The sequence below is a fragment of the Pseudomonas sp. Marseille-Q7302 genome, assembly GCF_965111925.1.
This window is the reverse complement of the sequence record NZ_CBCOPK010000001.1, coordinates 2430465-2454925: the sequence shown is the minus strand read 5'-3', so window position 1 is coordinate 2454925 and position 24461 is coordinate 2430465. Positions and strand designations below refer to the sequence as shown.

Annotated in this window: 23 protein-coding genes; 9 read left to right on the top strand and 14 right to left on the bottom strand. The window is 64.4% G+C overall.

The genetic code is table 11. From position 1 onward, the window contains the following. Positions 1-1308: an ABC transporter substrate-binding protein gene (locus ACWPW1_RS11540; protein ID WP_454252970.1), complete on the bottom strand. Its 1308-nt coding sequence runs from the start codon at positions 1306-1308 to the stop codon at positions 1-3. 246 nt (positions 1309-1554) lie between these two features. Between ACWPW1_RS11540 and ACWPW1_RS11535 the strand changes: the two genes are divergently transcribed. After that, positions 1555-2460, top strand: a complete 906-nt coding sequence (locus tag ACWPW1_RS11535; protein WP_454252969.1) for an AraC family transcriptional regulator — start codon at positions 1555-1557, stop codon at positions 2458-2460. A gap of 93 nt (positions 2461-2553) precedes the next feature. On the opposite strand, the gene mgrA is transcribed toward ACWPW1_RS11535, so the two are convergent. The 6 genes from mgrA to ACWPW1_RS11505 all read right to left on the bottom strand — a co-directional run bounded on the left by mgrA (position 2554) and on the right by ACWPW1_RS11505 (position 8632). Further along, positions 2554-3591, bottom strand: coding sequence for an L-glyceraldehyde 3-phosphate reductase (mgrA, locus tag ACWPW1_RS11530; RefSeq protein ID WP_271654822.1), 1038 nt, complete (start codon positions 3589-3591; stop codon positions 2554-2556). Between the two features lie 721 nt (positions 3592-4312). Further along, entirely contained in the window at positions 4313-5287 is a 975-nt protein-coding gene (locus ACWPW1_RS11525) for a 5-oxoprolinase subunit C family protein (RefSeq protein WP_454252968.1), read from the bottom strand. Then, on the bottom strand, positions 5284-6156 hold the full coding sequence (locus ACWPW1_RS11520) for a 5-oxoprolinase subunit B family protein (protein ID WP_313648169.1): 873 nt from the start codon (positions 6154-6156) through the stop codon (positions 5284-5286). Before ACWPW1_RS11520 ends, ACWPW1_RS11525 begins: the two co-directional genes overlap by 4 nt. Next, positions 6153-7505, bottom strand: a complete 1353-nt coding sequence (locus ACWPW1_RS11515; protein WP_454253915.1) for an acetyl-CoA carboxylase biotin carboxylase subunit — start codon at positions 7503-7505, stop codon at positions 6153-6155. The genes ACWPW1_RS11520 and ACWPW1_RS11515 overlap by 4 nt, the downstream gene beginning before the upstream one ends. A 17-nt stretch (positions 7506-7522) precedes the next feature. Further along, complete coding sequence (locus tag ACWPW1_RS11510; RefSeq protein ID WP_454252967.1) at positions 7523-7774, bottom strand: acetyl-CoA carboxylase; 252 nt, start codon at positions 7772-7774, stop codon at positions 7523-7525. A 93-nt stretch (positions 7775-7867) separates the two neighbouring features. Then, positions 7868-8632 (bottom strand): 5-oxoprolinase subunit PxpA, encoded by a 765-nt coding sequence (locus tag ACWPW1_RS11505; protein ID WP_454252966.1) that lies wholly within the window; start codon positions 8630-8632, stop codon positions 7868-7870. A 117-nt stretch (positions 8633-8749) separates the two neighbouring features. On the opposite strand from ACWPW1_RS11505, the gene ACWPW1_RS11500 reads away from it, so the two are divergent. The 3 genes from ACWPW1_RS11500 to ACWPW1_RS11490 all read left to right on the top strand — a co-directional run bounded on the left by ACWPW1_RS11500 (position 8750) and on the right by ACWPW1_RS11490 (position 11398). Continuing rightward, positions 8750-9667 carry a LysR family transcriptional regulator gene (locus tag ACWPW1_RS11500; RefSeq protein ID WP_454252965.1) on the top strand — a complete coding sequence of 306 codons (918 nt, stop codon included), beginning with the start codon at positions 8750-8752 and terminating at the stop codon, positions 9665-9667. Between the two features lie 196 nt (positions 9668-9863). After that, positions 9864-10115: a helix-turn-helix domain-containing protein gene (locus tag ACWPW1_RS11495; RefSeq protein ID WP_059314850.1), complete on the top strand. Its 252-nt coding sequence runs from the start codon at positions 9864-9866 to the stop codon at positions 10113-10115. Then, positions 10112-11398 (top strand): HipA domain-containing protein, encoded by a 1287-nt coding sequence (locus ACWPW1_RS11490; RefSeq protein WP_454252964.1) that lies wholly within the window; start codon positions 10112-10114, stop codon positions 11396-11398. Before ACWPW1_RS11495 ends, ACWPW1_RS11490 begins: the two co-directional genes overlap by 4 nt. 9 nt (positions 11399-11407) lie before the next feature. Here ACWPW1_RS11490 and ACWPW1_RS11485 read toward each other — a convergent pair whose 3' ends face one another. Together ACWPW1_RS11485 and ACWPW1_RS11480 are read right to left on the bottom strand one after the other, a co-directional pair. Further along, entirely contained in the window at positions 11408-11806 is a 399-nt protein-coding gene (locus ACWPW1_RS11485) for a hypothetical protein (protein WP_313648164.1), read from the bottom strand. Positions 11807-11840: 34 nt separating this feature from the next. After that, positions 11841-12854, bottom strand: coding sequence for a 1-aminocyclopropane-1-carboxylate deaminase (locus tag ACWPW1_RS11480; protein WP_059314847.1), 1014 nt, complete (start codon positions 12852-12854; stop codon positions 11841-11843). A 159-nt stretch (positions 12855-13013) separates the two neighbouring features. Here ACWPW1_RS11480 and ACWPW1_RS11475 point away from each other — a divergent pair, with 159 nt between their 5' ends. From ACWPW1_RS11475 to ACWPW1_RS11460, 4 genes are all read left to right on the top strand, one after another. Then, complete coding sequence (locus tag ACWPW1_RS11475) at positions 13014-13484, top strand: Lrp/AsnC family transcriptional regulator (protein ID WP_313648162.1); 471 nt, start codon at positions 13014-13016, stop codon at positions 13482-13484. Positions 13485-13741: 257 nt separating this feature from the next. Continuing rightward, positions 13742-14794 carry an ABC transporter substrate-binding protein gene (locus tag ACWPW1_RS11470; RefSeq protein ID WP_059314845.1) on the top strand — a complete coding sequence of 351 codons (1053 nt, stop codon included), beginning with the start codon at positions 13742-13744 and terminating at the stop codon, positions 14792-14794. Between the two features lie 58 nt (positions 14795-14852). Continuing rightward, on the top strand, positions 14853-15740 hold the full coding sequence (locus tag ACWPW1_RS11465; protein WP_454252963.1) for an ABC transporter permease: 888 nt from the start codon (positions 14853-14855) through the stop codon (positions 15738-15740). Beyond that, on the top strand, positions 15740-16534 hold the full coding sequence (locus tag ACWPW1_RS11460) for an ABC transporter permease (protein ID WP_454252962.1): 795 nt from the start codon (positions 15740-15742) through the stop codon (positions 16532-16534). Before ACWPW1_RS11465 ends, ACWPW1_RS11460 begins: the two co-directional genes overlap by 1 nt. A gap of 200 nt (positions 16535-16734) precedes the next feature. Here the strand turns inward: ACWPW1_RS11460 and ACWPW1_RS11455 are convergent, their stop codons facing one another. The 3 genes from ACWPW1_RS11455 to ACWPW1_RS11445 all read right to left on the bottom strand — a co-directional run bounded on the left by ACWPW1_RS11455 (position 16735) and on the right by ACWPW1_RS11445 (position 20015). Next, a complete protein-coding gene (locus ACWPW1_RS11455; RefSeq protein ID WP_454252961.1) occupies positions 16735-17823 on the bottom strand; it encodes an ABC transporter ATP-binding protein in 1089 nt (362 codons plus the stop codon). Positions 17824-17981: 158 nt separating this feature from the next. Continuing rightward, positions 17982-19265: an NAD(P)/FAD-dependent oxidoreductase gene (locus ACWPW1_RS11450; protein WP_454252960.1), complete on the bottom strand. Its 1284-nt coding sequence runs from the start codon at positions 19263-19265 to the stop codon at positions 17982-17984. Between the two features lie 33 nt (positions 19266-19298). After that, positions 19299-20015, bottom strand: coding sequence for an HAD-IA family hydrolase (locus tag ACWPW1_RS11445; RefSeq protein ID WP_059314840.1), 717 nt, complete (start codon positions 20013-20015; stop codon positions 19299-19301). Positions 20016-20348: 333 nt separating this feature from the next. Between ACWPW1_RS11445 and ACWPW1_RS11440 the strand changes: the two genes are divergently transcribed. Then, positions 20349-21674, top strand: coding sequence for a tetratricopeptide repeat protein (locus ACWPW1_RS11440; RefSeq protein ID WP_454252959.1), 1326 nt, complete (start codon positions 20349-20351; stop codon positions 21672-21674). Positions 21675-21683: 9 nt separating this feature from the next. Here ACWPW1_RS11440 and ACWPW1_RS11435 read toward each other — a convergent pair whose 3' ends face one another. Both ACWPW1_RS11435 and ACWPW1_RS11430 read right to left on the bottom strand, forming a co-directional pair. Further along, complete coding sequence (locus tag ACWPW1_RS11435; RefSeq protein ID WP_454252958.1) at positions 21684-23051, bottom strand: glutamine synthetase family protein; 1368 nt, start codon at positions 23049-23051, stop codon at positions 21684-21686. After that, the gene (locus ACWPW1_RS11430) at positions 23048-24448 is read right to left on the bottom strand and encodes an aspartate aminotransferase family protein (RefSeq protein WP_454252957.1); all 1401 of its coding nucleotides are present in this window, start codon (positions 24446-24448) and stop codon (positions 23048-23050) included. Before ACWPW1_RS11430 ends, ACWPW1_RS11435 begins: the two co-directional genes overlap by 4 nt. Between the last annotated feature and the right edge of the window lie 13 nt (positions 24449-24461).

Below are 24461 nucleotides of genomic sequence, written 5' to 3'. Positions count from 1 at the left end.
TTACTTGAAGTAGCCCGCGCGTTTCATCTCGCGTGTCGTCGAAGTCTGGGCGGCATTGAGGGCCTGTTCGACGCTCATCTGGCCGGTGAGGGCCGCGGAGAACAGCTTGCCGACCGAGGTGCCGATAGCCTGGAATTCGGGGATGGTCACGTACTGGATGCCGACATAGGGCACCGGCTTGGCCGAGGGATGGGCCGGATCCGCGTGCTGCATCATGTCCAGGGTGATCTTGGCGAAGGGCGCAGCGGTCAGGTAAGCCTGGCTGTAGGTGGACTGCCGAGTGCCCGGCGGCACATTGGTGATGCCATCCTGATCGGCCACCAGTTGGATGTATTCCTTGGAGGTCGCCCAGGTGATGAAGGTCTTGGCAGCCTCCTTGTGCTTGGCACTGGCAGGAATCGCCAGCGACCAGGCATACAGCCAGGAAGATCCCTTGTCTGTCACCTCCTGGGGCGAGGCGGCGAAGCCGACCTGGTCGGCTACCTTGCTCTGGGTCTTGTCGGTGGTGAAGGAGCCGGCCACGCTCGCATCCACCCAGAGGGCGCACTTGCCGCTGTTGAACAGCGCCAGGTTTTCATTGAAGCCATTACTGGACGCCCCGGGTGGGCCGTACTTCTTCATGTTGTCGACATAGAAATTGGCCGCCGCGATCCATTCCGGACTGGTCAGCTCAGGGTGCCATTGCTCGTCGAACCAGCGCGCACCGAAGGCGTTACCCATCAGGCTGAGCAGGGCGACATTCTCACCCCAGCCGGCCTTGCCTCTCAGGCAGAGTCCGTACTGGTCCTTGTCTGGCTGGTTGAGCTTGCTGGCGAAGTCGGCGAGTTGCGACCAGGTCGGCTTGTCCGGCATCTGCAGCCCAGCCGCCTTGAACAGATCCTTGCGGTAATAGGTAACCGTGCTTTCGCCATAGAATGGCAGGGCATAGAGGTGGTCGTTCACCGACAGACCCTGACGAACTGCGGGGAAGATGTCCTCGACGTCGTAGCTGGCCGGTAGGTTGTCGAGCGGCTCCAGCCAGTTCTTGGCGCCCCACAGCGGTGTTTCGTAGGTGCCGATGGTCAGCACATCGAACTGGCCGCCGCCGGTGGTGATATCGGTCGTCAGCCGCTGCCGCAGCACGTTCTCTTCGAGCACTACCCAATTGAGCTTGATGTCGGGATGCTGCTTTTCGAATACCTGGGACAGACGCTGCATACGCACCATGTCGCTGTTGTTGACGGTGGCAACGGTGACGGATTCGACAGCCTGAGCGACACCGGTCAATCCGAGACCGGCCAACAGCAGCAATGCGCAGGGGCGCTTCATCGTTTTCGCTCCGTGACTGCCGCAACGGCAGCTTGTTGTTGTTATGCATCGTGGGTCGCCGATGGAAATTTGATTTCAACCTGGCGGCTGGAGATGATTACAACAGCAGCACCCAAGCCCTTGCTAACTGGCCATTGACCGGGTGCCGATACTTTTTTGACCGGCAGTGCCTAGGTGTCGCAGATCAAAAAAGCATCGATAGGCTCAGGCAGGGTAGAACGGCCCATAACAAGCAGAGGTGGCACCATGAAGGCTTCCGCCTTCCTCGAAGCGCGGCCGGCAGAGCTGGAAGTGATCCTGTCCGCGCCCGACCAGAGCTTTCGCTGGTACGAGCACGATTATCCCTATGCCTTGGCGCGCTGGAATCACCATCCGGAATACGAGATCCATCTGATCCGCCAGGGTAGCGGACGGCTACTGGCCGGCGACTATGTCGGGCCGTTCGCGGCCGGCCACGTGGCCATGATCGGTCCTGACCTGCCGCACGATTGGATTGGTGATCTGCCGCCCGGTGAGGTATTGACCGGTCGTGACGTGGTCATCCAGTTCAACGGCGAGCTGTTGCGCTCGCTAAGCGCCTTGGCTCCCGAGCTTGGTGACTATCTACCTTTGCTGGAACAGGCCAGACGCGGCCTGGAATTCAGCGGTGATACGGCCCGGCAGGCCGCCGAACTGATCGAGGGGATCGGCCAGGTACAGGGCGCCGCACGGCTGCTCAAGCTCTTCGCCTTGCTTGGCTTGCTGGTCAAGGCGCCGGCCAGCGAGATGTCGGTCTTGGCGAGTGCCTGTTATGCACCGGCCCTGGATGCCCGCAGTTCCGCACGTGTCCATCAGGCGTTCGACTATCTGCTGAGCGAACTCACCGAGGATATCCGGCTGCCGGTGATCGCCAAGCGCGTTGGCATGAGCGAGGCAGGCTTTTCGCGGTTTTTCAAGAAAGTCACGGGCCACGGTTTCATCGAACTGGCGCGCAAGCTGCGTATTCAGCGGGCCTGTCGTTTGCTGCTACAGGCGGAGCTGTCCATCGCAACCATCTGCTTCGAGGTGGGTTACGCCAATCTGTCCAACTTCAACCGGCATTTCCGGAACGAGATGGGACAGACGCCGAGTCAGTATCGACGGGCACTGGTCGGGACCAGACGCCAGCCATGAGCCGAATGGGCGAGGGCGGGTGAGGGTGGTTGCGTCTCAAGCTGGACGCTGGCGTACCTGATCGTCGAACGGCCAGGTACGCCAGATAGCGGCTTATTCCGCGCTGGACGGCTTCGCCCAGAGGTTGATGTCGCCTTCGACCGCATGGGTATCGATTTCGGCCAGTTCCTCGGCGGTAAAGGCCAGGTTGTCCAAGGCCGCCACGTTTTCCACGATCTGCTCAGGCCGACTGGCACCGATCAGGGCACTGGTAATGCGGGGATCGCGCAGGGTCCAGGCCAGGGCCAGCTGCGCCAGGCTCTGGCCACGGCGCTTGGCGATGGCATCCAGGGCACGGACCCGGGCCAGGTTCTCCGCAGACAGATGACCTTGCTGCAGTGACTGGCCACCGGGCTGGTTGACCCGGGCTTCCGCCGGTACGCCGTTGAGGTACTTGTCGGTCAGCAGCCCCTGGGCCAGCGGCGTGAAGGCGATTACGCCACTGCCGATTTCCTCGGTCGCATCCAGCAAATCCTTTTCGATCCAGCGATTGAGCAGGTTGTAGGCCGGCTGATGAATCAGCAGCGGGATCTTCCAGTCGGCCAGCAGCTTGGCCATTTCGCGGGTCTTGGTTCCCGAATAGGAGCTGATGCCGATATAGAGCGCCTTGCCTTGCTGGACCGCCGTGGCCAAGGCGCTGGCGGTTTCCTCCAGCGGCGTGTGCTCATCGAATCGGTGGGAATAGAAGATGTCGACGTAATCCAGCCCCAGGCGCTTGAGGCTCTGGTCCAGACTGGCCAGGACGTATTTGCGCGAGCCGCCACCTTGGCCATAGGGGCCGGGCCACATGTCCCAGCCGGCCTTGCTGGAGATGATGAGCTCGTCGCGGTAGGCGGCGAAGTCTTCACGCATCAGCCGACCGAAATTGATCTCGGCGCTGCCGTAAGGCGGACCGTAATTGTTGGCCAGGTCGAAGTGATTGATGCCCAGGTCGAAGGCGGTGCGCAGTAAGGCGCGTTGGCGATCCAGCGGCGTGGTGTCGCCAAAGTTGTGCCACAGACCCAGGGACAGCGCCGGCAGCACGAGACCGCTGCGGCCGACGCGGCGGTAAGGAATACGGTCATAACGATCGGATGCGGCTTGATAAGCCATTTAAAACTCCTCGGGATGAAATAGTTGTTGGAAGCCCAGGACGTTCGCGCATGGTGACACAGCAGAGGCGCGACAACCGAAACGAGGTCCGGCGAAAAGACGCTATCCGATTAAAGCGGGCGACGACGTCTTGCACAAACGAGTGCTGCGGAATTTGCGGTGCAGGTGTGTGGCAAGCGGCGATCCGAATCCCTGGAGGCGCAATGTCAGGCAAAATGGCCAGATCGTAGGGAATGGAGAATTCAGCCAACGTGAAAAGGCAGACACTCGGTGCAGCGCTCCATAACCACAACTTCGCATAATGTATATTATGTTAAATTAGATATGGACTGGTGCTGGCCATTGCCCTTTGCATCCAATTAGGCCACTGCCTTTCTCCCTTACTGCCAGACCAGTCTCGGCTTTGGCTTCCCTACCCTCACGTTGTCGATCAGCTTGTTTTCATTGCAGCGATTGCTGCTTGTGACGAATCTTCGCTGTGCGAACAAAACCGTCTTTGGCTTGCGAGGTTGCCTTCGCTAGTCAGGCCGCTGAAGAATCGCTGGACCTCTACACAGCTGCAGAACAATTTGCCGCCGGCTTCCAGTGTCACCCGCACGCATCGTTGCTCAGCGTTTCTACTAAAGGTCGCTCAGCGACGATCCTGAAGACGTGCCGGTTACCGACCGCGTCTTCAGGATCTTTCAGTTCACCGCTGAGCGTTCTGGCTGCTTGCCGCCAGTCATCCTGCCAAGGTCTGCTCCAGGCGCTGCAAACGTTCCTGATAAACCCGACGCGCCGCTAATGCATCTTCCAGCGTTACGGCGACAAAGCGTGCCTTCTGATTCGGCTGCAGCTGGCCGATCAGGTCCAGGTCACTGCTGATGACCGTGCCAATCATGGCGTAGCCGCCACCCGACACGGCGTCTCGGTGCAGGACGATGGGTTCGAGGCCCGCCGGTACCTGGATCGACCCAATGGGATAACAGCTGTCGACGATATTGGACGGATCCGAGCCGGCGCCAAAGGGTTGCTCGCGTGGCGTGAATTCCAGCGGTCGGCCGCCCTTGAAGCGATAACCGATGCGGTCGGCTTCGGAGCCTACCGTCCAGGTATCGGCGAAAAAGGCTTCGGCCGCGTCCGCGGTCAGGCGGTGATGGTAGAGACCCGGCACGACACGCAGGATCACCTCGCCACCGCAAGCCGGCACCAGATCGCCTGGCAACCGGGCTCCAGGCTTGGCGCCTGTCGTCGGGGTTCCGACAGTCAGTTCGTCTCCTGCGGCGAGACGTCTACCCTGGAAGCCACCGAGCCCACCCAAGGTATAGGTCGAGCGACTGCCCAGCATCTCGGGCACGTCGAAGCCTCCGGCCACCGCCAGATAGCCACGGGCGCCGGCCTTGAGATAATCGAACTTGAGCACCTGACCCGCTCGCACGGTGAAAGCCTCATCCAAGGGCATCTCGGCGCCGTCCAGGCGTGGCGTCATGCGCGCGCCGCTCAGGGCGACCAAGGCATCTTCGGCGAATTGCAGCTCCGGTCCGAGCAAGGTGCATTCCAATGCCGCAGCGCTGGCGGCATTACCCACCAGCAGATTGGCGACGCGCAAGGCATAGCTGTCCATGGCACCAGACGGCGGGATGCCCAGGTGATAGTAGCCTTCGCGACCGAGATCCTGGATCGCGGTGGCCAGGCCGGGTTTGAGTACCTTGATCATGCCGGCTCCTCCATCAGGGTGCGCGGATAGCCACGGGGATCGTCGAGAAAGCCGTCCAGGGAAAAGTCCACCGGACGGATATTCAGGGTGAAGCTACCCTCCTCTACCTCGGCCAGCATCCGGTCGTATTCGGCCCGGTCGATGGCGCGGAAGCGGACGATGTCGCCGGGCCGGAAGAACACCATGTGCTCCTGCAGATAGTCGAGACGTTGGGCTGGATCGTAGATGGGCGCCGGCGTCACGCCGAACATCTGGTAGCCACCAGCGCCGCGTACCGAATAGATGCAGCCGAAGCAGCCGCCGTGACCGAGGGTCTGCTTGGGTGTATCGGTACGTGGCCGCAGGTATTTGGGTACCTGCAGCTGGCGCTCGCGCTCCACCATCTGGAACATGAACGGCAGTCCGGCCACGAAGCCCACCATGGACACGAACCAGGGCGCGCCGCTGTGGGCCGCGATAAAGGCCTCGACATCGGCCAGGCCGTTGATGCGGGCCGCATATTCCAAGTCCGTGGCGGACGGATCCTGGTGGCGATCGCGAAAGCGCATCAGCGTCTCGTGGGTCCAGGGATCGTTGTAGAGCACCGGGATCTCGATCAGCCGGGTGGCCAGTTGGCGCTCGGCTACCGCCAGGGCTTCCACACCCTGGACCGCCGCCAATAGCTGGTCGGGCGGCAGCACATCGGGATCGAAACGGATCTGAAAGGAGGCGTTGGCCAGGCAGATGTCGTGGATGCCTGGCAGCTGCAGCTCCTGGACCGCGCGGGTCATGGCCAAGCCACGGAAAAAGGCTTCCAGGGACATGCTTTCGGACACTTCGACGAACAGGTGCTCGTCGCCGCCGAAGCTGTAGCGGATATCGGTCGTCATGCGGGAATCTCCTCGGCCAGCCAGTGTTCCAGGGTACCGGTATCGAAGCGGGCTTCAATCACCCAGGGCTCGTCCAACAGGCGTCGATGCAGGGTTGCGGTGGTGGCCATGCCGGTGAGGCGTAGTTCGTCCAACGCCTGACGCGCGCGGGCCAGCGCCTCGCGACGGTCGGCGCCGTGGGCGATTAGCTTGGCCAGCAGCGAATCGTAGTACGGTGGTACCCGGTACCCTGCATACAGATGACTATCGACGCGGATGCCCGCGCCACGCGGCCACTGGAGACGCTCGACCGTCCCGGGACTGGGAAAGAAATTGCGCGCTGGGTCCTCAGCGTTGAGTCTCAGCTCGATGGCGGCACCCTGCAGGTAGATTTCCTCCTGGCGCAGCGCCAGAGGTTCGCCCGCGGCGATGCGCAGCATGGCCTGGACCAGGTCGATGCCGGTGACCATCTCGCTGATCGGGTGCTCCACCTGGATACGGGTGTTCATCTCGATGAAGTAGAACTCGCCACTGGCTTCATCGAACAGGTATTCCAGGGTGCCTGCGCCGCGATAGCCAAGGCTTTCGGCCAGCCGTACCGCACTGGCACAGAGGGTTTCGCGTTGCACGACGGTCAGAACCGGTGACGGCGCCTCCTCCATGAGTTTCTGGCGACGGCGCTGCAGTGAACATTCGCGTTCGAACAGATGCACCGCGCGCTGACCATCACCCAGGATCTGTACCTCTATATGGCGGGCACGCTCGATGAAGCGTTCCAGATAGAGGGCGCCGCTGCCAAAGGCGCTCTGGGCCTCGCGCTGGGCGATGGGAAATTCCCGGGCCAGCTCGTTGGCATCCCGGGCCAGACGGATGCCCCGGCCTCCTCCGCCTGCCGAAGCCTTGATCAGCAAGGGGTAGCCCACGGCCTCGGCGGCGACCACAGCGGCGTCTATATCGACCGGCTCGGTTTCAGAACCGGGTACCACGGGGACGCCAGCGGCCAAGGCGGTCCGTCGCGCCTCGGCCTTGTCGCCCATGCGGCGGATGATGTCGCCCGAAGGGCCGACGAAGATGGCACCCGCCTCCTCCACCGCGTCGGCGAAGGCAGCGTTCTCGGCAAGAAAACCGTAGCCGGGATGGACCGCATCGGCGCCACTGTCCCGCAGGGCAGCGAGCAGCGCCTCGATATTCAGGTAACTGCGATCCGCCCGCGCCGGGCCGATCACCACCACGGCGTCGGCCTGCCGAGCTGCCAGCGAATCCTGATCAGCCTCGCTGCAGGCCAGTACGGTTTCGATGTTCAGGGCCTTGGCGGCGCGCAGGATGCGCACGGCGATCTCGCCACGATTGGCGATCAGCAGACGGCGGATCCCCCCTGCCGCCGAGCTCACAAGGCCGCTCCGGTCAGAGTGGCCAGCAGCTGACCCGGCTCGACCGGATCACCGTCCTCGACCGCGAAAGCCGTCAGGGTCCCATCGACTTCGGCATGGACCTCCGAGAATTGCTTCATCACTTCGACGAGACCGATCACGGTGCCGGCGGTGACGGTTTCGCCGACATCCACATAGGGCGCCGCATCGGGCGTGGGTTTGCGATAGAACGTCCCGGGCAGGGGTGAAAGCACCGAATGTTCGGCCATGACGATTCCTCTTCTAGGCGATGTTGTCGGAAAGGCAGGCGTAGCCAATGGATGAAGGACCAGGCGTCTCAGGCGCCGGTGTCGAACGCGGAACTAGCTGGCGCTGGGTGCGCGAACGGCGATGCCGGCCGCGTCCAGCCGCTGTCGAATGGCCTGGGCCAGGCCCAGCGCACCAGGGGTATCGCTGTGCAGGCAGATGGATTCGAAGGCCACCTCGACCTCGCCCCCCTCCACCGTGGCGACTCGGCCCTGCTGACAGGCACGCAGTACCCGGTCTGCCACCGCCTGGGGATCGAGGGCACCCATACGGCGCACCAGGACGATGGAGCCGCTGGCGTCGTAGTCGCGGTCGGCATAGAACTCGCGCACCAGCGGCTGCCCCAGCTCATGACCGATACGCCAGGTGGCTGAGTTGGGCAGGCAATAGAGCAGCAGCTCGGGTTCAAGCCGCTGCAGCGTCTCTACCAGCAGGCGGGCCGCCGTCTCGTCCCGTGCTAGGTGCATGAACAGCGCGCCATGGGGCTTGAGGTGTTGTAGCCGCAGACCATGCAGCCGGGCGAATTCACGCAGGGCGCCGAGCTGGTAGACGATGTCGGCCACCAGCTCTTCAGCGGACATCTGCAACGGACGGCGACCGAAGCCCACCAGATCGCGATAGCCCGGATGGGCACCGATGGCCACCTGGCGCGTCTTGGCCTGTAGCACGGTGCGCTGCATGAGACTGGGATCACCGGCATGGAAGCCAGTGGCGATGTTGGCGGAGCTGACCAGGTCGAGCAGTTGGTCATCCACCCCATCGCCCAGCGTCCAGGCGCCGAAGCCCTCGCCCATGTCGGAATTGAAATCCACTTCGATCATTGCGGTCTTCCTGGCAGCGGTGCGTTGTCCTCGACCTTAGGACTGCCCTGCCCCCTTGGGAAGATTTATTATCCAAAGCCCAGCGTTCGGAAAAATCGATACCCAAGGACGATCGCCATGGCCCTTACCCTGCGTCAGCTGCGTTACTTCACCGCGACCGCCGAACTGGGGCAGATTTCCCAGGCAGCCATTCACCTGAACATTTCCCAGTCGGCCGTTACCAGTGCCATTCAGGAGCTGGAGAGTTTGCTGGGCGCCAGTTTGTTCGTCCGCTCGGCCCAGGGCATGGCGCTGACCGATGCCGGTCGGCATTTCCTCAATCATGCCTACGGCATCCTGCGCGGGGTGGATGACGCCCTAAGCAGCGCCCTGCCCGACCACCGTGCCAGCGGCGAACTGCGTATCGCCGCCAGCTACACGGTGATCGGCTACTTCCTGCCCCACCACCTGCAACGCCTGGCACAGCTTTATCCCGAAGTACGGGTGGCGGTCCACGAGCAGGAGCGTCAGGCCATCGAGGAAGCCCTGCTGGACAAGCGCATCGACATGGCGGTGGTGCTCACCGCCAACCTGACCCACGAGGACATCGTTTCCGAAACGCTGTTCAACTCCGAGCGCCGCCTCTGGCTACCCAGCGGCCATCCGCTACGGGACCATCCCAACGTCAGCCTGGCCGACGTCGCCCGCGAGCCCTATATCCTGCTTACCGTCGACGAGGCAGAACAGAGCGCGAGGCGCTATTGGCGCCAGGCGGATCATGAGCCCCAGGTACTGCTGCGCACCAGTTCGGTAGAAGCGGTGCGCAGCATGGTGGCCAATGGCAGCGGCGTGGCCATCCTCTCCGACCTGGTCTATCGCCCTTGGTCGCTGGAAGGCAAGCGGCTGGAAACGCGTACGCTGGTAGAGCCCATCACGCCGATGAGCGTGGGCCTGGCCTGGCACCGTGAACGGCCGCTGACGCCAGCCATGCAGGCCTTTCGCAGCTACTTCCACAGCGCCTTTCTCGCGCCCCAGCAGATAGGGGCGCGGCGTTGATCCCGGGCCTGATTTGAGCGAGTCCGTCCAAGCGGCGCTCTAATCGATAAGGTGGCTGCGTCGAGCCTAAATCCTCACGATCGAAAGGATTCGAAAGGATATGTTTATGGGCTCTAGCAAAATCCTCATGCTCGTAAGGATTGTATGGAATCAACCGACGGCGGTAAGATAGTCCTCACGCTCGTGAGGATAAATCATGCAAGTGATACTCAAAAATGCCGCCGATCTAGGGCCTCTCGTTCGCCAGGCGCGCAAGGCTCAGGCGCTACGCCAGGACGATGCCGCGGGCAGTCTTGGCGTCAGCGAAAACTTCCTTGGCAAGGTCGAACGCGGCGGTGAAAGCGTTCAGTGGGGCAAGCTGTTTCAGGTGCTCGAAGGCCTAGGCGTGCGCCTGATCGTGGATCTGCCCCCTGAGGTGGACCTCCTCTCAGATGCCCGCAAACCATGAGGCGTGAACTGCTGGCCTGGATCGACGACCGGTTGGTAGGTCGGTTACGGGACGAGAACGGTATCTGGTCCTTCCAGTATGAGCCCGATTGGCAGGCCTTCGCGCTCTGCCCGCAGCTCCCCCTGCAGTCCGGGCTACTAATCGACGGCAGCTCGCAGCGTCCGGTGCAGTGGTACTTCGACAACCTGCTTCCCGAAGAAGGCCAGCGACACCTACTCGCCCAGGATGCCCGCCTCGATGCGGCCGATGCCTTCGCGCTCCTGAACTGGTACGGCGCCGAATCCGCCGGCTCTCTCACCCTGCTCGCCGACGGCCAGCGCCTTCCACCCGGAGATCGTCGTCCCCTGAGCGATGCCGACCTCTCCCGGCGAATCCGCGCCATGCCGCAGTTGCCGCTGACCCATGAAGCGCACAAACGCATGTCGCTGGCCGGCGCCCAACACAAGCTGGCGGTGATCCTCGATGAGCAGGGGCTGCAGGAGCCGGTGGGGGCCTGGCCCTCGACCCATATCCTCAAGCCGGATCACCCTCACGAGGCCTTCGCTCATTCGGTGATCAACGAGTGGTTCACCATGCGCCTGGCGGGTACCGTGGGACTGATCGTTCCTGCCGTCGAGCGGCGCTACGTACCCGAACCGGTCTATCTGATCGAGCGCTTCGACCGGGTCCATACCGCCCGGGGCTGGCAGCGGCAACATGGCATCGACGCCTGCCAGGTGCTGGGGCTGGACCGCCACTTCAAGTACCAGGCCGGTAGCCTGGAGCGCCTGGCCGAGTTGGCCCGGCTGTGCGTGGCACCTGCCGTGACCCGTACGCGGCTGTTCAATTGGCTGGCGTTCAACGTGCTGGTGGGCAATACCGATGCCCATCTGAAGAATCTGGGCTTCCTGGTCTCCCCTCGCGGCCTGACCCTGGCGCCCTGCTACGACCTGCTCTGCACCGCCGTCTATGAGAGCCGTGCGTTCGATCAGCAGCGCTGGCCGGATGCGACCACCCTCGCCTGGCCGATCCTGGGTGAAAGCCGCCTGGCTGCCATCGACCGCGAGCGGTTGCTGGATGCCGCCGAGGCCTTAGGTATCAAGCGCTCGCCAGCGGCTGCCATGTTGCAGCGGCTGCGTCAGCGCCTGCCGCAACAAGCTCAACTCCTGCTGGAACAGACCGAGCAGGAGAATCAGACCCTGGCCAGCGCGCGACCGGAGCTGCGGGCCATCTTTGCCGGCGAGTTGCGTTGCCTGCGCGCGATCAAGGCGCTGATTGCCGAACAGGTCGAACGACTGGCGTGACGGACAGGGTCAAAGCGGCAACACCGCCAGCAAGCGTTCGCGCCTGAGTTGTTGCAGCCGCGCGATCAGCTCGCTCGTGGCCGTAGCGGTCGAGAAATGCTGCAGCCGTTGACCCGCGACCGATCCCAGCCACTCCAGCTCGCTCGCGCCTTCCGGCTCGACGACCAGCAGCAGGCAATCGCTGCCCAGGCGGGACAGCAGATTCACGACCCGGCTTTGTGGGCCACGCGCCAGCCAATCCTCATGCAGACGGGCAGCGTCCTCCAGTTGCAACACGGGCAGGTCGCTGCAACCCGGTAGGCCGGTACGTAATTCAACTGTCACCGCCGGTTCGAGGCCGCGATGCAGGATGACCAGCGCCAAGGCCGGTCGGAGGTCGTCTACCGCTGTCCAGGGCTGGATCGTCATGCCGGACCTCCTGGTGACCGGACGTCGCCTGGGTTCAGGCGAAGGCGTTGTGGTAGGCGTTGAGCGCTGGTGCTCCCCCGAGGTGAACATAGAGCACCCGGCTGCCCTTGGCGATCTCGCCGCTGCGCGCCATGGCGATCAGCCCAGCCATGGATTTGCCTTCGTAGACCGGGTCGGTGAGCATCCCCTCCATCTGCGCGGTGTAGCGGATCGCTTCTACCGTAGGTGCGTCCGGCAAGCCGTAGTCAGGACCGCAGAAGCGCGGATCGATGATGACGTCCTCGTCCCTGATCTCCTGCTTGAGACCGATCATCTCGGCGGTGTTGCGCGCGATCTTGGTCACGGCGGCGCGGGTCATCTCGGCGTCCGCCGCCGTATCGATGCCGATCAGGCGGCGTTCCCGCTCCTGGGCGCGAAAGCCCACCACCATGCCGCCCTGGGTAGAACCGGTACAGGTGGCTGTCACCACGGTATCGAAAAAGATGCCCTGCTCACGTTCCTGGGCAGCCAGTTCATCGGTGAAATGAGCATAGCCGAGGCCGCCCAGGGGATGGTCCGAGGCGCCGGCGGGAATGGCATAGGGCTTGCCGCCTTCGCGACGCACCTCGTCCAGCGCGCGCTCCCAGGTCGCCTTCACCGCGGTGGAATAGCCCTCGCCTTCCAGCAGCGTCTGGGCGCCCATCAGGCGCGAAAGCAGGATATTGCCGACCTTGTCGTAGACCGGATCGTCCCACTTGGTCCACTCCTCCTGGACTAACCGGCACTTGAGGCCGAGCACGGCGGCGACGGCCGCCACCTGGCGCGTGTGGTTGGACTGGATGTTGCCGATGGAGACCAGGGTGTCGCAGCCCTGCGCCAGGGCATCGGCGGCCAGCCACTCCAGCTTGCGCACCTTGTTGCCGCCATAGGCAAGTCCGGAGGAAACATCGTCGCGCTTGGCCCAGAGGTCGATACCGAGGTCCTTCGACAGCCGCTCCAGCTTGTGCAACGGGGATGGGAAATAGCCGAGTTTGACGCGGGGAAAACGCTTTTCTAGATCCAGGGACATGGCGGTGACTCCAGCGATGAAAGGTCGCCTTCCATGCTAGGCAAAGCCCTGGAAAAGGTGCTTTCGAATAGCCGGTACAAAAGCTGCTTTCCTTTTGGATGAACTGACTGAATGACAAGGCCCTTCAGCCAGAAGCCCCTTACAAAGGAGAATCTTTCGATGAATGAAAGCGCGGAACTCACCCCTGTCGAACGCAAGATCCTGAGAGCCCTGCAGCAGGACGGGCGCCTGAGCAATGCCGAACTGGCCCGTCAGGTATCCCTGAGCCCCAGCGCCTGCTGGAACCACACGCGCAAGTTGTTCGACAGCGGCGTCATCACCGGCGTCCGGGCCCATGTGGACCCCAAGGCCGTGCAACGGGAAACCGCGGTGCTGGTGGGCGTGGTGCTGGACAGGTCGACGCCGGAATCTTTCCAGGCCTTCGAGGCCGCCGCACGTGCCCTGCCCCCGGTGCTGGAGTGCTACCTGGTGGCCGGCGACGTCGACTACTTCATCAAGCTCAGGGTCAAGGACATCGCCGCCTTCAATCGCCTGCACAGCGAACGGCTGATCGCCCTACCCGGGGTGCGCCAGGTACGCACCTTTTTCGTGCTGAACGAGGTCAAGAGCGAGGGGCTGCTGCCGATCTGATCCGAGAGGTGGCGCGCGTTCGTGGCGGTATCCATGCCGAGGAAGCCGATACCCGCAAAGGTCGCCCATGCCTCCCCAAGCAATACATGTCGCCGACCTCCCGCAAAACAGGAGATTGCGTTCCTGCGTCGGAGATTTCAGCGCATTCGTATTTAACAGAATCATTACAGTGACCTGAGGCGAGAACATCCTGAGCGCGATCGGGGGATAACAAAGGTTCCGCCATTCTCGAGCTCTGCCACTACGGGAGATAGACCATGTCTCACCTAAGCAACCAGGTCACCTCGCTGGTCGTCGCCCTTGGGCTGACAAGTCTGGCGACCGCCAGCAGCGCTGAAGAGATCACCTTCGTTTCCCAGGGCGGTGCCTATCAGGAGGCCCAGGCCAAGGCCATTCTGGAGCCGGCGGCGCGGAACCTGGGGTTGACGCTGAAGCAGGACAGTTCACCCAAGGCCTATCCGATCATCAAGACCCAGGTCGAAAGCGGTCGCGTCAGCTGGGACGTGGTCGACCTGCCCACCGGTGACTGCGTACGGGGCCAGGCCGAGGGCCTGTTCGAAAAGCTGGATCCTCAGCTCATTCCCAACCTGGCCAAGCTGCCCGCCGAGCTGAAAGACGACTACATGGCCGGCTACATCAGCTATTCCACGGTCCTGGCCTACCGGACCGATGCCTTCGATGACGGGAACGCGCCCAAGACCTGGGCCGATTTCTGGAACACCAAGAAATTTCCGGGTGCTCGCGCGCTACGCAATCTGCCGCGCCCCACCCTGGAAATCGCGCTGCGCGCCGACGGGGTGCCGGCCGACCAGCTCTACCCGCTGGATGTCGACCGCGCCTTCAAGAAGCTGGAAGCCATCAAGCCGGACATCACCACCTGGTGGACCTCGGGCGGCCAGTCCGCCCAGCTCATCAGCGACGGCGAGGTGGACATGGTGCAGATCTGGAACGGTCGCGCCTCCGCCGTGCAGGCCGCCGGGGCACCAGTGGCCTTCACCTACAACGACGGCATCCTGGAAACCAATTCCCTCTGTGTCCTGAAGGGCACCAGGCACCGGGAGGCGGCGATGAAGTTCGTCAACGAAGCCATCAGCGCCAAGCTGCAGGCGGCCCTGCCGATGATCATCGACTACGGCCCGCTCAATCCGGAGGCCTTCAGCCTCGGCACCATCCCGGCCGCACGGCGGGCGGTGCTGCCCTCCTCGCCGGAGAACCTGGCCAAGCAAGCGGTGCTGTCCGCCAAATGGTGGGCCTCGGCCGAGGGCGTCAAGGCAGAAGAGCGCTGGCTGTCCTTCGTCCAGGCCAAATGATCGGAGGCTTCTGCGCATGACCCAGTCGACAACGATCCAGACCTTGCCCGGAGGCGCCTTGCAAACGTCGGAACAGGGGCTGTTCACCAGTCCCGCCGTGGTCAAGGAGGAGCGCAGGGAGCATCTGACGATGGTGCTCCTGCTGACCCCTGCGCTGCTGATGGTAGCCCTGCTGCTGGTGCTCCCGCTGCTCTGGCTGGGCCTGCAATCCGTGCAGGGCGAGGAAGGCCTGTCCCTCGCCAACTACACCCGCATCTTCACCGAAGCCATCTACTGGGACACCTTCAGCACGACCTTGCAGATCAGCGTGATCGTGACGGTCCTGTCCATCCTGCTGGGCTTTCCCATCGCCTATGCCGCGGCCCGCACCCGCGGCTTGCTGTCGAGCCTCATCCTGCTTTGCGTGATCCTGCCCTTCTGGACCAGCGTGCTGGTCCGCTCCTATGCCTGGCTGGTGCTCCTGCAGCGCCGCGGCGTCATCAACCAGACACTCCTCGACCTGGGCATCATCAGCCGCCCCCTGGAGCTGGTGCACAATGCGACGGGTACCGTGATCGGTACGCTGCACGTCATGCTGCCCTTCATGGTGCTACCGCTGTATTCGGTGATGAAGAAGATCCCCAACGATCTGCTGCTGGCGTCCGACAGCCTGGGCGCCCGGCCCTTCTATACCTTTCGCCGCGTCTTCCTGCCGATGGCCGCGCCCGGGGTGATGGCCGGCTCGATCCTGGTCTTCGTCATCTGCCTCGGCTTCTTCATTACCCCGGAACTGCTCGGCGGCGGACGCACCGTGCTGGTGTCCATGCTGGTCCAGCGCAACGTCGAGCTCTACCACGCCTGGGGCGCGGCCAGTGCGGTCGGCCTGACATTGCTGGCCGCGGTGTTCCTGATCTTCTGGGCGGTGAACAAGGTGATTCCCATCGAACGTGTACTGGGGGTGCGCTGATGAACATCCGGCAAGGGCTCAAACCGTCGCGCCTCCTGTTCACCCTGCTGGTCGGGCTGATCCTGCTGTATCTGGTGCTGCCGATCCTGATCGTGGTGCCGATGTCCTTCTCCGAGGCGCGCTTCCTGCAGTTTCCGCCGAAGGCCTACTCACTGACCTGGTACCAGGCCTTCTTCGACAGCATCGAATGGATGTCCGCTACCAAGGTGAGCTTCATCACCGCGGTGGCCACCACCCTGATCAGCCTGCCGATGGGCATCGCAGCGGCCTATGCGATCAGCAATTCGTCACTCCGGGTCATGCGGACGCTGCAACTGGTCCTGCTGCTGCCCATGATGGTGCCCATCATCCTGATCGCCGCCGGGGTCTTCTTCGTCTACGCGCGGGTCGGCATCATCAGTACGCTATTCGGCCTGGTCCTGGCGCACATCATGCTGGCGCTGCCCTATGTGATCATCGCCGTGCTGGCGGGGCTGCGCAATTTCGACATGACCCAGGAAATGGTCGCCCGCAGCCTGGGCATGAATCGCTTCCGTGCCTTCATGGCCGTGACGCTGCCGCAGATCAAACCCAGCGTGGTCTCGGCCGCGCTGTTCGCCTTCATCACCTCCCTCGATGAAACCGTGGTAGCCCTGTTCATCTCCGGCGGCAGCAACGAGACCATCACCAAGCGGATGTTCACGGCCCTGCGTGATGAAATCGATCCGACCATCGCCGCCATCAGCACCATGCTGGTCGCCATCACCCTGCTGATGGTGTTGATCGCCGGTCGTGGCGGCAAAGAGCACGCCTGACGGGAAGGCGTGCAGCGGCGCAACTGTCTTATCGCGGCGATGGCGGTCCGCCCGGCCGCTCCTACAGCGATACCCTGACTGTAGGAGCGGCCGCATTGGCGGACCGCCATGGCCGCGATAAGGCCTGGACGGTAAAGCGCCAGGTGGTCTATGAAAAGCCGGCATTGGCTCAGTGCCAATGCCGCTGGGCCAAGCCCTTGTCAGGCTGCGCGGGGTACCACGATGGTGTCTTCCGGATGCAGTCGCAAGGACAGCGAATCCCCTACCTGGGGCAGCTGCAGATTGCCTTCGTGATGGCTGGACTGGCGGAAGCTGATCCGCTGCTTGTTTTCCAGCTCGACGAAGATCTTCAGGCTTTCACCCTGGAAGACGATGTCGATCACCTGGCCGCGCAGGCGATTCCAATCGCCGCCGGCGACCTCGCTGTCCAGCAGCAGCTTTTCCGCCTGGACGGCGAGGAAGAGCTCGCCGGAAAGCGGTACGGGCCGAGCCGTGCGCAGGGGCGTCTGGCCCAGCAGCAACTCGCCGCCGACACCCCGGGAAAGGGGTACCAGGGTGCTCTCACCGATGAAGCTGGCGACGAAATCATCGCTCGGGTGATCGTGCAGGCGACGCGGGGTATCCACCTGCACCAGCTTGCCGCCCTTCATAACCGCGATACGGTCGCTCATGGTCAGGGCTTCGCGCTGGTCGTGGGTGACATAGACCATGGTGGCGCCGAGGCGCCGATGCAGGGCGCGCAGCTCGATCTGCATGACGTCCCGCAGCTGCTTGTCCAGGGCGGACAGGGGTTCGTCCATGAGGATCAGCCTGGGCTCGAAGACGATGGCGCGGGCGAGCGCCACCCGCTGGCGCTGTCCGCCCGATAGCGCGGCGATGTCCCGATCTTCATAGCCTTTCAGCTCGACCGTGGCCAACGCCCGCAACGACCGCTCGCGGGCACTGGCCGCCTTCTCCCCGCGCGCCTTGAGCGGGAAGGCCACGTTTTCCAGCACGTTCATATGAGGGAAGAGCGCGTAGTTCTGGAACACCACGCCAATGTCGCGCTTGTGCGGTGGCATCAGGGTCACGTCGCGGTCACCGAAGAAGATCCTGCCGGAACTCACGCGATTGAAGCCGCCAAGGATGCTGAGCAAGGTGGTCTTGCCCGAGCCGGACGGGCCGAGCAAGGACATGAACTCGCCCGCCTCGACCTTGAGGTCGACATTGTCCAGCGCCTTGAGGGTGCCGTAGTGCTTGCACACCTTGTCGATGGTGACCGACTCGAAGCCTTCGTTGAAGCCCTGCATGGTTCCTCCTGCGGCGCGATGGCCGTGAGTCTGCGATGCAGCCATCTCACCATAGTACCCACTGGTGGAAATGCTCTTTTCAGCGCCGCCGGTATCGCTTCCTGCTGTTCTGGAAGAGCCGACGCACAGATTGTGTTTGGCGGGCCGCGCGGTCGGGTTCAGCGCCCGACCGCGTCGAGGAACTGCTGCCAGCCGGCCGCCAGACGGACACCGGGGGCGCGAAAGGCATGCAGCGGAATGGGGTTGAAGCCCTGGCTGACCATGAGGCCCAGTTCCGGCGTCTCCCCCAGGCTCAGGGCTGCGACCTGCTGACCCAGATAGGTCGAGAGCGCGACGCCCCCACCGTTGTAGCCAACGGCATAGAACTGGCCGTCGTCCAGCTGACCGGCGTGGGGCAGATAGTCCAGGGTCATGGCGACCAGCCCGGACCAGCGATAATCGATGCGTGCTTCTGCAAGCAGCGGAAACACCGTGCCCAGACTGCGCTGCAGATCGCGAAAGGCAGCTTCGGAGTCGGTGCTGCCAAAGGCGCCACGGCCGCCGAAGATCAGGCGGTTCCCGACCAGGCGGAACCAGCGCAGCATCCTTTTGGTATCGCCGCAGACCTGTCCGCCCGGCAGGATCCGGGCAAGGACATCCGGCGCCAGCGGTTCGGTGGCGATGATCGCGCTGCGGAAGGGAATCAGCCGCCGATGCAAGGTGGCGGTCGCTGCCGTCTGGTTGGAGTAGCCGTTGGTGGCATAGATCACCTGTCGAGCCAGCAGGCTACCGGTTGGGGTACGCAGGCGAAAACCGCCCTGCTCCCGCTGTACCGACGCGACCGGACTGTGCTCGAAGAGCCCGACCTGGCGCTCGATCAGGGTCCGCGCCAGCCCCCGTGCGTAGTTGAGCGGATGGATGCCGCCGGCTTTGGGCGTCAGCAGTCCACCATGGTAAAGGTCCGATCCAGTCAGTTCACGGACCTGCTCGCGGGAGATGATGACCGAAGAGGCACCACCGGTCTCCCGACTGATCCACTCGGCGGTGCTCCGCAGGCCGGCCAGCGCGCGCTCGGTATGGGCAGCGGCGATGTGCCCGCAGAGCTTCAGCTCGGCCTCGTGCAGCCCCAGCCGTTCGATGTTTTCCGCCAGCGCATCGATGGCGGCATAGCCGAGACGGTACATCTGCAGGGCGGCCTCGCGACCGTGCCGGGCCATCATCCCGGCGAAGCTGAAGCGGAACTTGGGAGATACCACGCCACCGTTACGGCCGCTGGCGCCCCAGCCCAGGCTGTTCGCCTCCAGTACGACGGGCTCCTGGCCGGCCTGCACCAGGCGATGGGCCGCCGCCAGCCCGGTGAACCCCCCACCGACGATGGCCACATCGCAGCGGTGGTCGCCTTGGAGCGCGGGCAAGGTCGGCGCCGGTAGCGCAGTGGCGTTCCAGAGGGAATCGGGAGTCATCAGGGCGTCCGCCAGCGAGGGTTATGGCCGTGCTCAGGCCGATTGGCTGAGCAGCTCGGCGTCGACGGCGTCAGCCAGTTCCGCCAGCGAACGAAAATGATGGGTCGGCTCGGTGCGTTCGGACTCGAGGGTGCCACCAGAACCCTGCTTGTCGAAGCGCCGTTCGATCCAGCAGGTCGGATAGCCCAGGCGCATGGCGACACCGATGTCGTGGTATTGGCTCTGGGCGGTGTGGATGATGTCCTCGAAGCGGATGCCGTCGGTCGACAGCGCCCCCCGCACGAAGGCGAAGTACTGCGGATCGGGCTTTTCGTAGCGCGAGTCATCGATGGTGAATTCATGATCGAAAGGGTTTTCCAGGGTCTTGGCCATGAAGTCCAGGGCCCAGCGCTGGGCATTGGTCATGGCCACCAGCTTGAAATGCTTGCGCAGGCGCTTGAGGGCTTCGACCGAATCCGGGAACGCCGGCCAGTTCCTGACCGACTGCGCCAGCCCTCGGGCGTGATCCTCGCTGTCCGGCAGCCCGAGTTGCGCCGCCATGAGGTGATAGCAGCGCTCCAAGTCGTCCGGGAACCAGCCTGCATCCTTCTTGGCCCGGGCATAGCGGTATGCCTGAAGAATGTCGTCATCGCCGTGCGCCTTGCCGGCTTCTCCACTGACCTGCCGCACGTGATTGAGGATGCCGGCTTCGAAATCGATGAGCGTGCCGACGACGTCGAAGGTCATGGCTTTGAACGGGCGGAAGGACATGGGTGAAGGCTCCGGGGTCTGAAGTGTCTTCAGTATCCTCGCCCCCACTCGACAGAAGTTTCGTTTTGGCCCAGGGGTGAAACACAATCGGCCGTTTGCGGGCGCTCGCTCGTCTTAATGTAGGGTGACGCTGATCGCGCCCTGGGGCAGCGCGCGCGCCTCGAGTGACTTCCGCGCCTGACGCAGACAGATCCGTTCCCGACGATGAGACTCACTCATGTCACCTTGAGCGACGGGCGCTATCCAGCACCCGGCCTGGCTGCTATTCATGGCGCCTGACAGCGCGCCGGCGCCCGAGCCGCGGCCCCCTTTCCCGGATGACAGACACACACGATGCCCACGCCTTATACCGACCGCTACGACCTGCCGCTGTCCACCTCTTCCGCCCTTGCCGCCGACCGCTATCGGGATGGCGTCGATCTGCTGCTGTCGCTGTGGCCGGGGGCATCGGAAGCCTTGGACGAGGCCATCGCCGCTGACCCCGACTTCGCCCTGGCCCACGCCGCCCGGGCACGCCTGCAGTTGATCGACAACCAGGCGGGTGCAGCACGGGATGCCATCGCCCTGGCAAAACGGTTGGTCGAGCGACGCGGCACACCGCGTGAGCGCAGCCATGTGCAGGTCCTGCAGCGGCTGATCGCTGGCGAGTCCGCCCAGGCGCTGCAAGACGCGCTGGCGCATGCCGACCGCTGGCCGCGGGACATCCTCATCCTGGGCCTGCCCCTGGGAGCCTTCGGCCTGCTGGCATTTTCCGGACGCGCCGATCATGACCAGGCGCGGGTCGACCTCTGTGAACGCCATGCCCGCCAGTTCGCCGCGGATGACTGGTGGTTCCTGACCTACCGCGGCTGGTCACTTGGCGAGAACGGCGAAGTGGTGCGGGGCCGGCAGATGACCGAGCGGGCGCTGGAGCTACGGCGACACAACGTCAACGCGGCCCATGCCCTGACCCACGTCCTGCATGAATCCGGTGACAGCCAGGCGGCGGAAGCCCTGATCGCCGGCTGGCTGCCCGAGTATCCCCGGCACGGTACCCTGCATGGCCATATCGCCTGGCATGGTGCCCTTGTGGCGCTGGAACAGGGCGACAGCCAGGGCGCGCTGGATCTCTATCAGCGGTTCGTAGCACCGGCGGCGTCCACCGCCGGCCCGCTCAATCGGGTCAGTGACAATGCCTCCTTTCTCTGGCGCCTCGGCCTCTATGGCCACGAGGTACCAGCGGGCCTCTGGCAGGCCACGGCCACCAGCGCGACCGGACTGTTCCAGCAGCCTGGCCTGGCTTTCGCCGACATCCATATGGCCCTGATCGCCGCGGCAACCGGTGATCGCAAGGCGGTGCAGGAGCGGGTCGCCGGACTCGAAACCCGTTTGCGCGCCGGCAACCTGCCAGCCGGTCCGGTCGCCCCCCTGCTCTGCCGCGCCCTGCTGGCCTTCGCCGACGAGGACTATGAGGGCTGCGCACGGCTGCTGGAGCCGTTGCGCGCGGATGTCACCCGCATCGGTGGCAGTGGCGCCCAGCGCGAAGTCATCGAAGACACCCTGCTGGTCGCCCTGCTACGCGGCGGCGACCACACCAAGGCCGGCGCGCTGCTGGACGAGCGCCTGCACCGACGGCCTTCACAGCGGGACCGGCGCTGGCAGGCCAGCCTGGCGCTTTGAAGAAAACGCTCAGGCGTGGGTCAGATACCAGCGCCAGTCCTGCTCCCCTACCTCGGCCATGAACTGCCGGTACTCCGCGCGCTTGATGGCGAGATACACCTCGATGAACCGGTCCCCCAGCGCCTCCTTGATCCATGCAGAGCGTTCCAGCGCCTGCAGCGCGGTGAGCCAGTCGGTGGGCAGGAAGGCGGTGGCCTGCTCGTAGCCGTTGCCGACGATGGCCGGTCCGGGGTGGCGTTCGTCACGGATTCCTTCGTGGATGGCCGCCAGGATGGCCGCGGCGGCCAGATAGGGATTGGCATCGGCGCCGCAGATGCGGTGCTCGATATGGCGGCTGCTGGCCGGACCACCCGGTACGCGCAGGGAGACGCTGCGATTGTTCACGCCCCAACTCTTGGCCAGAGGCGCGTAGCTGTTGGCCTGGAAGCGCCGGTAGGAATTCGCGTTGGGGCAGAAGATCGCCAGCGCATCCAGCATCCGGTGCAGCATGCCGCCGATGGAATGCCGCAGCAGCGGCGTGCCCTGTGGATCTTCGCTGGCATAGAGGTTGTTGCCCTCGGCATCGGCCAGGCTGACGTGCAGGTGCAGGCCACTGCCGGCCTGGTCACCGAAGGGCTTGGCCATGAAGCAAGCCTGCAGCCCATGGCGGTTGGCCACACCCTTGACCAGGCGCTTGTAGCGAATCCCTTCGTCGATCGCCTGGAGGGCATCGGCCCGGTGCAGCAGGGTCAGTTCGAGCTGGCCGGGGGCGTATTCGGAGATGGCCGTACGCACCGGCAGCCCCTGCACTTCGCAGGCGGCATAGAGGTCGTCGAGAAAAGGCTGCAGCTGTTCCAGTTCATAGACGCCATAGACCTGGGGCGAACCCGGCCGCACGCCATTCATCTGCACGGCCGGTTGCGGACGGCCCTGGGCATCGCGGGCGCGGTCGAGCAGATAGAATTCCAGCTCCACCGCCATCACCGGCTGGTAGCCATCCGCCTGCAGCCGCTCGATCACCCGCACCAGCGCATGCCGGGGATCGGCGGGCGTGGCCGGCAACCCCTGGGTCGGGTGCATGCTCACCTGCACCTGACCGGTAGGGGTGCTGCGCCAGGGTTGCAGGGTCAGGCTGCCGGGTAGCGGATAGGTCCAGCAATCGACGTCGGCCACCTCCCAGACCAGGCCGGTGGCTTCGACGTCTTCGCCCTGCAGGGTCAGCGCCAGGATGGAGCTGGGCAGCGGCCGGCCCTGCTCGTAGATGGCCAGCAGTTCGTCGCGGTGCAGCAGCTTGCCGCGCGGCACGCCGTTGGCGTCAATCAGGATGAGCTCGATGCTGCGCACCTCGGGGTGCGCTGCGAGAAAGTCCCGGGCTTCCTGGGCGTCGGCGAATTTCATGGCTGCACCTCCCGGGCGCCCGGCAGCGCCAGCAGTTCGGCAAGCCCCTGGTCGAGGGTGGCGAGCAGCAGATCGACGTCTGCGGGCGCCAGGTCCGGGCAGCACAGGGTCATGTTGTGGAACGGCGTGATGAGGATGCCGCGGTTGATCAGGTAGAGATGCAGCGCCTGTTGCAGACTGTCGTGGAAGGCGGCCTCGGCTTCCGCACCGGTACGGGGCGGTGTGGCGCAAAACTGGAATTCGCAACGCGCGCCCAGTTCGGTGACCGACCAGGCGAGACCATGGCGGGCGATCACCTCGCGCAGGCCGGCGGCGAGTCGCGCCGCCAGTGGCAGCATCCGCGCATAGGCGGCCGGGGTCATCACCTCTTCGAGGCAGACACGCAGGCAGCGCATGGCCAGGGCATTGGCCGACAAGGTGGTCCCCATGCCGCTGTGCCCATGGCCGTGGCTGGTCTCGCTGGCATGCTGCTGCGCCAGGCGCATCGCATGGGCCATCTCGTGGCTGCAGCCGTAGGCCGCACAGGGCACACCACCGGCGATGGGCTTGCCGAAGGTGATGAAATCCGGTTCCAGATTCCAGGCGCGGGTGCAGCCGCCAGGGCCGGTGGACAGGGTATGGGTTTCGTCGAGGATCAGCAGGGTGCCGTACTGGCGGGTCAGGGCCCGCACCCGATCCATGAAGCCCGGTTCGGGCAGCACCATGCCGATGTTGGTCATGGCCGGCTCGCACAGCAGCGCGGCGACGTCGCCCTTCGCCAGCGCTGCCTCCAGCGCTGCGAGGTCGTTGAAGGGCACGGCCCGGCTGGTCTCGGCCAGGTTGTGCGCCTGCCCGATCAGGCCGCCACGGTGCACGGTGCGGCCATCCTGGTGGCGCACCATCACGTCGTCGACGGTGCCGTGGTAGCAGCCGTCGAACACCAGCAGCATCTTGCGATTGGTAATGGCGCGCGCCCAGCGGATGACATAGCGGTTGGCGTCGGTGGCCGTGGTCGCCACCTGCCAGAACGGCAGGCCGAAGCGCTCGGCGAGCAGTTCCCCGGCAACGACCGCATCCTCGCCCGGCAACATGGTCGTTAGGCCACGCGCCCCCTGCTCGGCCAGAGCGCGCGCGATGGGCTCGGGCGAGTGGCCGAACATGCTGCCGGTATCGCCCAGGCAGAAGTCGACGTAGTCGTGACCGTCGACGTCATGGAAACGCGAACCCTGGGCATGGCTGACGAACAACGCGCTGGGCATCGACCAGTCGCTCATCCAGTGCATGGGTACGCCGCCGAACAGCGACTGCCTGGCCCGCTCGGCCAGCGCAAGGGATTGGGGGTTGCGCGCAAGAAAGCGTTCGCGCTCGCGCGCGGTGAAGGCCTCGACGGCCGCTTCGCTGATGCCACTGGTAGTCATGTCGGATTCCTCT